The 12,677-nt window shown below is 70.0% G+C and carries 11 protein-coding genes; 9 read left to right on the top strand and 2 right to left on the bottom strand.

The features are described from left to right. The first annotated feature begins 58 nt into the window (after positions 1-58). The 4 genes from OO60_RS00900 to OO60_RS00885 are packed head-to-tail and all read left to right on the top strand — an operon-like array spanning position 59 to position 3,474. Complete coding sequence (locus tag OO60_RS00900) at positions 59-1,096, top strand: FecCD family ABC transporter permease (RefSeq protein WP_063749369.1); 1,038 nt, start codon at positions 59-61, stop codon at positions 1,094-1,096. Then, on the top strand, positions 1,096-2,154 hold the full coding sequence (locus tag OO60_RS00895) for a FecCD family ABC transporter permease (protein ID WP_003097982.1): 1,059 nt from the start codon (positions 1,096-1,098) through the stop codon (positions 2,152-2,154). Before OO60_RS00900 ends, OO60_RS00895 begins: the two co-directional genes overlap by 1 nt. Positions 2,155-2,158: 4 nt before the next feature. Continuing rightward, positions 2,159-2,968, top strand: a complete 810-nt coding sequence (locus OO60_RS00890; RefSeq protein WP_033260615.1) for an ABC transporter ATP-binding protein — start codon at positions 2,159-2,161, stop codon at positions 2,966-2,968. Between the two features lie 20 nt (positions 2,969-2,988). Next, on the top strand, positions 2,989-3,474 hold the full coding sequence (locus OO60_RS00885; protein WP_003097988.1) for a DinB family protein: 486 nt from the start codon (positions 2,989-2,991) through the stop codon (positions 3,472-3,474). 44 nt (positions 3,475-3,518) lie between these two features. On the opposite strand, the gene OO60_RS00880 is transcribed toward OO60_RS00885, so the two are convergent. Next, a complete protein-coding gene (locus tag OO60_RS00880) occupies positions 3,519-4,817 on the bottom strand; it encodes a lysine N(6)-hydroxylase/L-ornithine N(5)-oxygenase family protein (protein WP_003097991.1) in 1,299 nt (432 codons plus the stop codon). A gap of 114 nt (positions 4,818-4,931) precedes the next feature. Between OO60_RS00880 and OO60_RS00875 the strand changes: the two genes are divergently transcribed. Beyond that, positions 4,932-5,876 (top strand): methionyl-tRNA formyltransferase, encoded by a 945-nt coding sequence (locus OO60_RS00875; protein ID WP_003097994.1) that lies wholly within the window; start codon positions 4,932-4,934, stop codon positions 5,874-5,876. Positions 5,877-5,881: 5 nt separating this feature from the next. Here OO60_RS00875 and OO60_RS00870 read toward each other — a convergent pair whose 3' ends face one another. Further along, positions 5,882-6,835: a hypothetical protein gene (locus tag OO60_RS00870; RefSeq protein ID WP_003097996.1), complete on the bottom strand. Its 954-nt coding sequence runs from the start codon at positions 6,833-6,835 to the stop codon at positions 5,882-5,884. A 273-nt stretch (positions 6,836-7,108) separates the two neighbouring features. On the opposite strand from OO60_RS00870, the gene OO60_RS00865 reads away from it, so the two are divergent. The 4 genes from OO60_RS00865 to OO60_RS00850 all read left to right on the top strand — a co-directional run bounded on the left by OO60_RS00865 (position 7,109) and on the right by OO60_RS00850 (position 12,363). Then, entirely contained in the window at positions 7,109-9,199 is a 2,091-nt protein-coding gene (locus tag OO60_RS00865; protein ID WP_003097999.1) for an alpha-galactosidase, read from the top strand. Positions 9,200-9,311: 112 nt separating this feature from the next. Next, a complete protein-coding gene (locus tag OO60_RS00860; RefSeq protein ID WP_033260613.1) occupies positions 9,312-10,586 on the top strand; it encodes an extracellular solute-binding protein in 1,275 nt (424 codons plus the stop codon). After that, positions 10,568-11,533, top strand: coding sequence for a carbohydrate ABC transporter permease (locus tag OO60_RS00855; RefSeq protein WP_003098003.1), 966 nt, complete (start codon positions 10,568-10,570; stop codon positions 11,531-11,533). The genes OO60_RS00860 and OO60_RS00855 overlap by 19 nt, the downstream gene beginning before the upstream one ends. After that, positions 11,530-12,363: a carbohydrate ABC transporter permease gene (locus OO60_RS00850; protein WP_033260612.1), complete on the top strand. Its 834-nt coding sequence runs from the start codon at positions 11,530-11,532 to the stop codon at positions 12,361-12,363. The genes OO60_RS00855 and OO60_RS00850 overlap by 4 nt, the downstream gene beginning before the upstream one ends. Positions 12,364-12,677: the final 314 nt, after the last annotated feature.

Raw genomic sequence — 12,677 nt, 5'->3', positions numbered from 1 at the left:
GATGCACTCCTGTACCATCGGTTAGCCTTACCTAAAATCAGTACCAGTCGGAGGTGCGGTGCGAACAGACCCCGGAGGGATCGCTCTCAAGCGACGCCCGCCACACACGGGCCGCGCACTGGGGCTCCTGGCCGCCCTCGCCGTCCTCGTTTTCCTGTGCCTGCTGAGCGTTTGGCTGGGGTCCAAGGAGATTTCGTTCGGCGCCGTCTGGCAGGTGCTCTGGCACGACGACGGCTCGGCCGACGCGGTGATCATCCACAGTGTCCGGATCCCGCGGACCCTCCTGGCGGTGCTCGTCGGCGCCGCGCTGGGCCTGGCCGGGACGGTGATGCAGGCGCTGACCCGCAACCCGCTGGCCGAACCCGGCCTGCTCGGGATCAGCGCCGGGGCCGCATTCGCCATCGTCTTCTCGATCACCGTGCTCGGCGTCGGGTCCCTCTACGGCTACATCTGGTTCGCCTTCGCCGGTGCGCTCGCCGCGACCGCGGTCGTCTACTTCCTCGGCACCCGCGGCCGCAACGGCTCGAGCCCGGTCAAGCTCGCCCTCGCCGGGGCCGCGGTCACGGCGTTGCTCGGGTCGTTCACCAGCGCGATGGTGCTCTCGGACCCGGTGGCGCTCAACCGGTACCGGTTCTGGTCGGCCGGTTCGCTCGCCGGGGTCGACAGCGGCTCGATCCTGCGGGTCCTGCCGTTCCTGCTCGCCGGCGTGGTGCTGGCGATCGCGAGCGGGCCCGCGCTGAACAGCCTCGCGCTCGGCGACGACGTCGCGGTCGCCCTCGGACGGCGGCTCGGCCCGCTGCGGCTGCGCGGCGCGCTGGCCGTCACGCTGCTGACCGGCGCTTCCGTCGCGGTTGCCGGCCCGATCGTGTTCCTCGGCCTGATCGTCCCGCACGCCGTGCGGTTCGTCATCGGACCCGACCACCGCTGGCTGCTGCCCTACACCGCGGTCCTCGCCCCGTGCCTGCTGCTGGCCGCCGACATCCTCGGCCGCGTCATGGCGCGGCCCGGCGAGGTCCGCGCCGGCGTGATCGTCGCCTTCCTCGGCGCCCCCTGCTTCATCTGGCTGGTCCGCCGCCGCAAGCTGGTGGAGTCCTGATGAGCGTGCTGCAGGTGCGGCGCGGCCGCATCACCTTCCGCCTCGCGAAACCCGCGGTGTCCGGGCAGGTCCGGCTGCGGCTGCCGGCCGTCTCGCTGGTGCTTGCCGGGCTGGCGTTCGCGTTGTTCTGCTGGGGCATGACGATCGGTGACGTGCCGCTGAGCGTGTCCGACGTCCTGGCCGCGGTGTTCGGCGGCGGTGACAGCGGGACCGGCTACATCGTGCAGGAGCTGCGGCTGCCGCGGGCGCTCACCGGGCTGCTGGCCGGGCTCGCGTTCGGCGCGTCCGGCGCGGTGTTCCAGACGGTCACGCGCAATCCCCTGGCCAGCCCGGACATGATCGGGATCAACGCGGGCGCGGCCACGGCCGTCGTCGCCGGGATCTCCTTCGGCTTCGGCGGCGGGCTCGGCACCACCACGCTCGGCCTGCTGGGCGGCCTGCTGGCCGGGCTGCTCGTGTACGTCCTCGCGTGGCGGCGCGGCACCACCGGCTACCGGATCATCCTGGTCGGCATCGGGATCTTCGCGATGTGCACCAGCCTGACCGACTACCTGCTCAGCCGCGCGCAGATCACCGAGGCCCAGGCGTCGATCGGCTGGCTCGTCGGCAACCTCGCCAACCGCGGCTGGGAGCACGTCGTCCCGCTGGCGTGCGCGCTGGCCGTGCTGCTGCCGCTCGTGCTGGCCCTGTCCCGGTGGATGCGCACCCTGCAGCTCGGCGACGACGTGGCGGCCGGGCTGGGCACGCCGGTGCAGCCGGTGCGGCTGGGGCTGTTGCTCTCCGGCGCCGGGCTGGTCGCCTTCGCGACGGCGTCCGCGGGCCCGGTCTCGTTCGTCGCGCTGACCGCACCGCAGATCGCGCAACGCCTGGCGCGCCAGGCGTCCCCGCCGCTGACGGCGTCCGCGCTGACCGGCGCGGTCGTGGTGCTGGGCAGCGACATCGTGGCCCGTTCCCTCACGGCGTCCCCGCTGCCGGTCGGCATCGTGACCGGCGCGCTCGGCGCCCCGCTGCTGCTCTGGCTGCTGGCCAGGGCCAACCGATCCGGCTCCGGAGGCTGAGAAGATGACACCGTCCCTGCGCGTGCAGGACCTGCGCGTCGCCTACGACGACCGGGTCGTCATCGACGGCCTCGACCTCGACATCCCGGCCGGCGCGATCACCGCGATCGTCGGGGCGAACGCGTGCGGGAAGTCGACGCTGCTGCGCACGCTGGCCCGGCTGCTCACGCCGAAGGCGGGCGGGGTGTACCTCGACGGCCGCTCGATCCACGACCTGCCGACCCGCCAGGTCGCCCGGCAGCTGGGCATCCTCCCGCAGTCCCCGGTGGCGCCGGAGGGCATGACGGTGGCCGACCTCGTCGGCCGCGGCCGCGCCCCGCACCAGAGCTGGTGGCGCCAGTGGTCCACATCGGACGAAGACGCGGTGCGCGCGGCCCTGGAAGCGACGTCGCTGACCGACCTGGCCGACCGCCCGGTGGACGAGCTGTCCGGCGGCCAGCGGCAGCGCGCGTGGATCGCGATGGCGGTCGCGCAGGGCACGCCGGTGCTGCTGCTCGACGAGCCGACGACGTACCTGGACCTGGCGCACCAGATCGACGTACTGGACCTGGTCGTCGACCTCAACCGCGGCGAAGGCCGCACGGTGGTCATGGTGCTGCACGACCTCCCGCAGGCGTGCCGCTACGCCGACCACGTGATCGCGATGAAGGCGGGCCGGGTGGTGGCGTCCGGCGAGCCGGCGTCGGTGATCACCGAGGAACTGGTGGACGAGGTCTTCGACGTGCGCTGCCAGGTGACGCCGGACCCGGTGAGCGGGACGCCGATGGTGATCCCGATCAGCCGCCACCACCCGGCACCGGTGCACCAGGGCTGATTCTCCGGCAAGCTGAAGGCATGTATGCGCTGCCCGAAAAGACCGTCGGCACCGAGCGTGAGCTCCTGGAAGCCATGCTCGACCGCAACCGCCTCGCCCTGGTGGAGAACGCGCGAGGCCTGCCGGAAGCCGACGCCCGCCGCCGCCTGGTTTCGTCACTGACCACGCCGATCGCCTTGGTCAAACACGCCGCCGTCGCCGAACGCCGCTGGTTCCAGTGGCTGGTCGCGGGTCTGGGCGAGACCGAGATCGACGGCCCGTCGACCCCGGGCGACGCGAGTTTCGCGGTGGCCGACGACGAGACGGTGGCCGACGTGATCGCGGAGTACGAGCGCGCGAGCGCCCGCTCCCGCGAAATCGCGGCGGGCTTCTCACTGGACGACCGGTGGACGCACCCGGTGGTCGGCGAGGTCAGCCTGCGGTTCATCTACCTGTTCCTGATCGAAGAGTTCGCCCGGCACACCGGCCACGGCGACATCCTGCGGGAACAGATCACCGCGGGCTGACGGCGTTCCCGGCGGTCCGCAGCGGACCGCCGGGGCACCGGCCCTCAGCGCGCGCTGACCGCGTACTCCCCGGCCGGCTCGGCCACCACCCGGCGGTCCACAACGGACGCCAGGATCTCCCCCACCCGCACCGCGGTGTTCGACAGCAGCGACGACGTGATGCCGTGCGTGTGCTCGGTGCCGCCCTGCAGGTAGATCCCGCCGCGCACCGGCGCATCGGTCACCAGCCGGTAGTCGCGTTCGACCCGGAGGCGGCCTTCGCCGTCACGCAGGCAGTGCGCGCCCAGCTCGCCGAGCAGCGGCGTCGGGTCCGCGGGCCGGTAGCCCGTCGCGTACACGACCGCGTCCGCCTCGAGGACCGTGCGCTCGCCGGTGGTCAGCGACTCGACCGTCACCGTTCCCGCCTCGGTCACCTCGGCCGGGCGCGAGACGTTGAACAGCCGCAGCCGCTGCACGCCCAGCACCTTCTCGCGGTAGACCCGCCGGTACAGCTCGTCGATCAGGTCGAGGTCGACGGCCGAGTAGTTCGTCGCGCCGTGGTAGCGCATCAGCCGGTCCTTCACCGGCTCGCCCGCGCGGTAGAACTGGTCGACCGCCTCCGGGTCGAAGATGCGGTTCGCGAACGAGCTGTCGTCGGCCGGGCTGTAGCCGTAGCGCGCGAACACCGCGCACACCTCGGCGCGCGGGAACTCGTCGTGCAGCAACGCGGCGACCTCGGCTGCGCTCTGGCCGGCCCCGACCACGACGAACCGCTTCGGGCCGGCCTCGCGCAGGGCGTCCACGCGGAACAGCAGCTCGCTGTTGTGCCAGATCCGCGGCCCGGCCGTGACGCCGTCGGGCAGCTGCGGCCGCAGCCCGGTGCCCACCACCAGGTTCCGCGCCCGCAGCACCGAACCGTCGGACGCACCGACGTCGAAGTAGGCCACTTCCGGGCCGTCGTACACCGGCGTCACCGAGACGACCTCGGTGCCGTACGAGACGACGTCGTCGACCTTCGCGGCCGCCCACTCGAAGTAGTCGTGAAACTCGACCCGCAGCGGGAAGAGGTTCTTGTGGTTGATGAAGTCGACCAGCCTGCCGGCCGCGTGCAGGTAGTTGAGGAAGCTGAACTCGCTGGTCGGGTTCCGCATGGTGACGAGGTCCTTCAGGAACGACACCTGCATCGTCGCCGTGTCGATGAGCATCCCCCGGTGCCAGCCGAACCGGGGCTGCCGCTCGAGGAAGTGCGCGGTCACCGGCTCCCCCTGGCCGGTGTTGTGCTCGGCGAGGGCGATCGCGAGCGCGAGGTTCGACGGCCCGAAGCCCACGCCGACGATGTCGTAGATCGGGACCTCTGCAGTCATGTTGCTCCCTCGCGCGCTCCGGTACGGTTCAGGGAACCCTAACCTAACTTAGGCGAGCCTCGCCTAGTACGTTCGTGGTGATGTTCGTCCCCCGACCATGAAAGGCACTCTCGAATGCGCGTGGCGATGTTCGGCTACCAGACCTGGGGGCACCGGACCCTCCAGGCGCTCATCGACGCCGGTCACGAGGTCGCCCTCGTGGTCACCCACCCGAAGAGCGACCACGCCTACGAGCGGATCTGGGCCGACTCGGTCGCCGACCTCGCCGCCGAGCACGCCATCCGCGTCCTGCTGCGCACCCGCCCGGACGACGCCGAACTGCTGGCCGAGCTCAAGGCCGCGGACCTCGACCTGATCGTGGCGAACAACTGGCGCACCTGGCTGCCGCCGGAGATCTTCGAGCTGCCGCGCCACGGCACCCTGAACATCCACGACTCGCTGCTGCCGGCGTACGCGGGCTTCTCGCCGCTCATCTGGGCGATGATCAACGGCGAGCCCGAGGTCGGCGTCACCGCCCACCTGATGGACGGCGAGCTCGACGCCGGCGACGTCGTGCTGCAGCGCGCGATCCCGGTCGGCCCGGCCGACACCACGACGGATCTCTTCCACCGCACGGTCGACCTCATCGCGCCGATCACCGCCGAAGCCATCTCGCTGATCGAGACCGGGTACACGCCGGTGCCGCAGGACCGCTCGAAGGCCAGCTTTTTCCACAAGCGCGCCAAGCGGGACAGCCTGATCGACTGGACGCTGCCGCCCGCCGACCTCGAGCGGTTCGTGCGCGCGCTGTCCGACCCGTACCCGAACGCGTTCGCCTACCACCGCGGCGAGGAGCTGCGGATCCTGAAGGCGTCCGTGTCGCGGGGGAACTACGGCGGCACGCCGGGCCGGATCTTCATCCGCGAGGGCGACGGCGTGGTGGTCGTCGCCGGTCCGGACGCCCGCCGCGGGCAGTCACCCGGGCTGCTCGTCGAGCGCGTCCGGACCGCCGACGGGACCGACCTGCCCGCGGCCGAGTACTTCAAGACGATGGGCGGGTACCTGACCGACCGCCCGTGACCGCCTCAGCCGTCCTTGCCCCGCGCCGGCACGACCGTGTTCTGGTCCGCGGCGCCGGGCAGGGTGCGGACGATCGTGTCCTGCGCCCAGCGTTCACTGAATCCGGCGAGGAAAGCGAGTCCGGCGAAGAAAAACGTCACCTTGTCCGCCGGATCCGGCACCGCGATCGGCAGCAGCCCGGCTTTCACGAGCACGAACATCGCCGCGCCGAACACGGCACCGATGATCAGCCGGAAAACCCCGGACAGGAAGACCACGAACCGTCCCTGGCCGAGGCTCATCTGGAGTTTCTGCCGGTTGGCCGTGCGGGTCATGACGCTCAGAATCGCGCCGATGGCACCCGAAGCCAGGCAGGTGATCAGCGTGGCACCGATTTCCGCTTTCATGGACGAGAAAGCCAGTGCGACCACGATGGCGCCGGCCAGCAGCGCACCCGCGGCGAGACCACCGAGATACCGGACGAGGGCCCGGTCCTGGGCGGCATCCCGCGCGTTCTGTTCGATCTGGCGGATTTCCTTCTGCGCCGACACGGCCGCGGCCTGCACCCGCTTGGCCCGGTCCGGCAACCCCACCATCGCGTCGAGCACGCCCAGGAGGACGACGGCCGTGGTGGAGATGCCGCGCGCCAGCATTTCCTGCGTCTTCCCCTCCAGCAGCACCGAGTACTTCCGCTCGACCCGGCGAGCCGACCGGAAGACGTCGTCGACGTCGGTCGTGCTCTGGGACGCGTCGTAATACAGCCGCATCTTAAGGACGTTGCGCACCGGGCCGCCGTCGGCTTCGGTCTGCTCCTTCGCGAGGACGAGCAGGATCGCCGCCGGGAATTTGACCGCGTAGTACTCCTCCAGGATCGTTCCCTGGCTCTTCTCGTAGGCCGCTCGCATCGCCGCGAAGTCCGGCCGGCCGGTTTGCTTGGCCTCGATGAGATCGGACAGGCACGGGCAGTCGACCTCGATCACCGGCTCCGCTTGCCCATTCTTCAAACTGTTGTCGACCACCACGGCGATCTCCCCTCGTTGACGACGGCGTCGCCGCCACGTCGCCACCCTCGAATCTTTCCGATCTCACTCATTGTTACGTCAATCACCCGATCGCACCAATATTATTTCTTGAAGGCCACCCGATCGGCCGCAGGAAATAACTCTCAGGATGCACAGGTGTCACATTCCGGCGGTGCCCGGTCAGCGGGACATCCCTTGGCGGCGGCCGCGCCGGTGAGCAGGATGTGCCGCATGGCCGGGATCAGCTTCCTCGACGAGCACCGCACCTGGGTCCTCACCGGGGAAACGAGCACCTACGCGCTGCGGCTCGACGAAGACGACGTCCCGGTCCACGTCCACTGGGGGCCCGCGCTGCCCGCGACCGCGGTCGCCGAGCTGATCGGGAAAACGCTTCCCTGGTGGGACGGGTTCAACGACCCCGGCGAGGGCCTCGGCGAGCTCGCCGCCGACGGCGGCACCCGGTACTGGACACCGGCGCTGCAGGTGCGGTTCGCCGACGGGACCCGCGCCCTCGAGTGGCGGTACGAGAACCACGAAATCACCGCCGGGCACCTGGCGCTGCGCTTCGCGGACCGCCACTACCCGCTGCGGATCACCCTGCACTACCGGCTGCGCGGCGACGTCCTCGAACGCTGGACCGAGCTGACCGCGGACACCGACGTCGAGGTGGTCCGCGCCGACTCGGCCACCTGGGTCCTGCCGGTCTCCGAGGACTACCGGCTGAGCCACGTCACCGGCCGCTGGGCGGCGGAAACGCAGCTGCAGCGCGCGTTCGCGCCCCACGGCGAGACCGTCTTCGGCAGCCGCCGCGGGATCACGAGCCACCACGCCAACCCGTGGGTGATGGTGGACGACGGCACGGCGACCGAGCGGCACGGCGAGGTCTACGGCGTCGCGCTGGCCTGGAGCGGGTCGTGGCGGCTGACCACCACGCGTTCGTCGACCGGGCGGCTGACGGTGAGCGGCGGGTTCGGCCAGGACGGCGTCGTCCACCGAGTCGGGCCGGGACGTCCGCTGACCACGCCGGTTTCGGCCGGGCTGTACACCGGCGGCGGGTTCGGCGCCGCGAGCCGGGCGTGGCACGCCTACGTCCGGGCGCACGTCCTGCCGCACCCGGGCGAACTGCGTCCGGTGCTCTACAACTCGTGGGAGGCCACGGGGTTCGACGTCACCGAGGCCGGCCAGCGCGCCCTCGCCGAACGGGCGGCGGCGCTCGGGGTCGAGCTGTTCGTGATGGACGACGGCTGGTTCGGCGCCCGCACCGGCGACCACGCCGGCCTCGGCGACTGGCACGTCAACCGCACCCGGTTCCCCGACGGGCTGAAGCCGCTGGTCGACGCGGTGCACGGGCTGGGCATGCAGTTCGGCATCTGGGTCGAACCCGAGATGGTCAACCCCGACAGCGACCTCTACCGCGCGCACCCGGACTGGGTGCTGCACCACCCGCACCGGCGCCGGTCGGAGCTGCGGCGGCAGCTGGTGCTCAACTTCGCACGCCCGGACGTCGCCGCGTGGGCGCACGAGTGGCTCGACCGGCTCGTCGGCTCGCACGGCATCGACTTCCTCAAGTGGGACATGAACCGGCCGTTCAGCGAAGCGGGCTGGCCGGGCGAACCCGACCAGGACCGGCTGTGGGTCGACCACACCCGCGCGGTGTACGCGCTGCTCGACCGGCTGCGCGCGGACCACCCGGGCCTGCGGATCGAGTCGTGCGCGGGTGGCGGCGGGCGGATCGACCTCGGTGTGCTCGCCCGCACCGACCAGGTCTGGACCTCCGACAACACCGACGCCCTCGACCGGCTGCGGATCCAGCACGGCTACGGCCAGCTCTACCCGGCGCGGGCGATGTCGGCGTGGGTCACCGACAACCCGAACTTCGTGACGGCGCGGTCGGTCCCGCTGCGGTTCCGGTTCCACGTCGCCATGGCCGGCGTGCTCGGCCTCGGCGGCGACATCGTGCAGTGGCCCGCCGAAGACCTCGCGCTCGCCCGGGACCTCGTGGCGCAGTACAAGGACATCCGGCCGGTGGTGCAGCACGGCGCGCTGTACCGGCTGCGCCCGCCGGTCGACGACGGCGTCACCGCTGTCCAGTACGTGCACGGGGATCGCGCGGTCGTCTTCGCCTACCGGCAGGCGGCGCACTTCAACGCGCCGGCGCGGCCGCTGCGGCTCGACGGGCTCGACCCGGCCGCGCGGTACCTCGACCCGGATTCCGGCCGCACGCACAGCGGGGCCGTCCTGCTCGCCCACGGGCTCGCCGTCGACCTGCCCGCCGGGGACTTCGCCAGCGCCGTCGTTCGACTTGATCGGGTAAAGATCTGATCTATCTCGCGGCTTGATGCGGTTTCGTCGCCGCCTGATGCTTGACATCGTCGAATAGGTCCGATCAAATGCGTCATACATCACATATGGTGGGCGAGGAAGGTGGCTGGACATGAGAAGGTCCCTGGCGCTGGGAGCAGCGGCGCTCCTGGCGGTGAGCGCGTGCTCGGTCGGGTCGAACACCGGCGGCAGCGGCGGCGACGCGGAGATCACCTTCCTGACGTTCGAAACCCCGAACCTGACCCCGGCCTACTGGGACGCCGCCATCAAGCGCGTCACCGACAAGAACCCGGGGATCAAGGTCAAGAAGCTCGTCGCGCCGACCGCCGACGGGCGGACGTCGTACGCGAAGCAGCTCCTGCAGTCCGGCCAGTTCCCGGACGTGATGATCGCCGTCGACTCGGCCGGCTTCGCCGAGGCGGGCAACCTCTACGCGTGGACCCCGGACGAGCTGAAGGACTTCCAGTTCCCGCAGGCCAACCCGGTCAACGGCAAGTACTACCAGCTGCCGGCCAACACCCAGACCATCCCGCCGGTCTACTACAACAAGAAGATGTTCGCCGACGCGGGCATCGCGGCGCCCCCGAAGACCTGGGACGAACTGGTCACCGACGCCGGCAAGCTGAAGGACAAGGGCTACGCGCCGTTCACCATCGGCGGCGGCAAGGACGGCTTCCCGTCGTCGATGATCCTTTCCGGACTCGTCAGCACCGAGGTCTACAACACGATGCCGGACTGGCTGACCCAGCGGCGCCAGGGCAAGGTGAAGTTCGCCGATCCCGCGTTCCAGCACGCGTTTTCGAAGCTCGCCGACCTCGCGGCCAAGGGCTATGTGGACAAGACGAGCGTGTCCCGCGACTACGCGGCGACCGAGCAGGCGTTCCTCGACGGCCAGAGCGCGATGTACCCGATGGGCAACTGGTTCTCCGCCAACGCCGACTCGAAGAAGCACGACTTCGAGGTGGGCGTGTTCAACTTCCCCACCGAGGACGGCAAACTCGTCGTCCCGGCCTACACCGGCGGCGGCATGATCGTGAACGCCAAGGCGACGAACCTCGACGCGGCAAGGAAGTTCGCCCTCGGGTTCCAGCTCGACAAGGACCAGCTGGACGCCTCGGTGAAGGCCGACGGCCTGTTCCCGGCGATCAAGGGCTACACGCCGCCGTCCGACGTCGGGGCGACGTTCAAGGCGGGCTACGACCTGTACACGCAGGCCGTGCAGCAGAACGCCGTGGTGCACGCCTTCCGCTGGGAGACCGCGGACGACGGGCTGCTGCCCGGGATGAAGGACAAGGTCGACCAGGCCGCCCAGGACGTGATCACCGGCCGCAAGTCCGTGGCCGACGCGTGCGCGTTCCTGGACACCGAGTGGGCGAAGGCGGGCTGACGTCCTTGACCGCCGTCGTCTCTCCGCCGTCCCCGCCCCGCCCGGTCACCCGGCCCCGACGCCGGCGGCGGCCCGTGCTGCCACGGGTGGCGCACTTCGCGTCGTTCGGTGCGCCGGGTGTGCTGGTGTACCTGTGTTTCGTGATGGCGCCGATCCTGATCAGCTTCGGGTACAGCCTGACGAACTACAACCCGTTCAACCCGCCGGTGAAGTTCGTCGGGTTCGACAACTACCGGCTGCTGTTCACCGATTCGCAGTTCCTCACGGCGTTGCAGGTGACCACGATCCTGACGGTGATCGTGGTGGTCGTCCCCAATGTCCTGGGTCTCGGGGTGGCGCTGCTGCTGGACCGGAAAGGCTGGCTGTACAACGCTTTGCGGAGCGTGTTCTTCACTCCGGTGATCCTCAGTTCGGTGGTGGTGTCGATCGTCTGGTCGCGCCTGCTCGACGACCGGGGGCCGCTGAACAGCCTGCTTCGCGGGCTGGGTGTCGCGCATCCGCCCGGCTGGCTGTCCGATCCGGACCTCGCGCTGTACTCGGTCGCCTCGATCGTGTGCTGGCAGATGCTCGGGTTCTGCGTCGTCGTGTACCTGGCCGGGCTCCAGGGCGTGCCGGCGGAGTTGCTGGAAGCCGCGGAGATCGACGGCGCGGGGCCGCTGCGCCGGTTCCGGGCGGTGACCTGGCCGCTGCTGGCGCCGTCGCTGACGATCAACACGGTGGTGCTGCTGATCTCGGCGTTCAAGACGTACGACTACGTCAAGGTGATCACCAACGGCGGCCCGGGATCCGGCGCCACGGCCACGATCGCGTTCGACGTCCTCCAGACGGGCTTCGACTCCAACCACGTCGGCTACGCGTCGGCGATGGCCGTGCTGATGCTGGTGATCGTCGCGGCCGTGACGACGGTCGTGTTGAACTTCCTCCGCCGCCGGGAGGTGGACCTGTGAGCGGCTCCCGTCCTCTATCCGGAGTCCGGCCCGCGGTCGCCCTGGTGGTCAGTGCGGTGTTCTTCGTGCCGCTGTACCTGGTGCTGGCCAACGTGTTCAAGGAAGGTTCCTCGATCGCGAAGGAGCCGGCGTCCCTGCCGGTGCCGCCAACGCTGTCGAACATCCACGCGGTGCTGACCCGCCCGGACGGGTTGTTCTGGGTCAGCCTGACGAACAGCATCGTGGTGACGGTGCTGTCGATCCTGGTGCTCACGGTGTTGTCGGCGATGCTGGGCCACTACCTGGCGCGCTCGGGCAAGCGGTGGACGAAGGTGCTGACGCTGGTGCTGCTGGCCGGGCTGATGATCCCGCCGCAGGTGATCCTGATCCCGATCACGGACGTCCTCCGGGTGACGCACCTGATGGCGACGCTGCAGGGGCTGATCCTGTTCAACGTCGGGTACTACGTGCCGTTCGGGGTGTTCGTGTTCAGGGGGTTCATCCGCGGAGTACCGGTGGAGCTGGAGGAGGCGGCCCTGCTCGACGGCGCAAGCCGCATGCAGGTGTTCTGGCGAGTGGTGTTCCCCCTGCTCCGCCCGGCGACGGCATCGGTGCTGATTTTCCTGGGCGTGTGGATCTGGAACGACTTCATCGACCCGTTGATCATCCTCGGCCCGAGCCAGGGCACGACGATCACGACGGGGATCTATCGGTCGATCGGGCAGTACCAGGCGGATCTCGGGAGCGTGTTCGCGCTGATGTTCTTGGCGACGCTGCCGGTGTTGATCTTTTATCTGGCGCTACAGAAGCAGTTCGTGAAGGGCCTTACGGGAGGGGCGACGAAGGGGTGAGCAGCGCTCTCGAACAGGAGCACTGCTCACGCAAGACTTGGAGCGGTGCTCGCATCCGAGAGCACCGCTCTCGCAGGTGGCCGAGCGGCGCTCCAATTCGAGAGCACTGCTCGCACTTAACCCTGCGCGCCGCCCTCGCTAGAGAGCACCGCTCAAGACCGAGAGCACTGCTCACCCACGGCGGCGGCCAATGGTCGCGATCGAGAGCACTGCTCACCTCCTACATCTAGCCGCTCTCTCCAGAAGCGCTGCCTGGAAGCGCGAGAGCAATGCTCGAATTGAAGAGCACCGCTCGCTTCAAGCAGCAGCCAGTG

The sequence above is a fragment of the Amycolatopsis vancoresmycina genome, assembly GCF_000716785.1.
In the GTDB taxonomy this organism is placed as follows: Bacteria; Actinomycetota; Actinomycetes; order Mycobacteriales; family Pseudonocardiaceae; genus Amycolatopsis; species Amycolatopsis vancoresmycina.
Note: the sequence above shows the minus strand (reverse complement) of the source record. Positions and strands in the feature narration are given on the sequence as shown.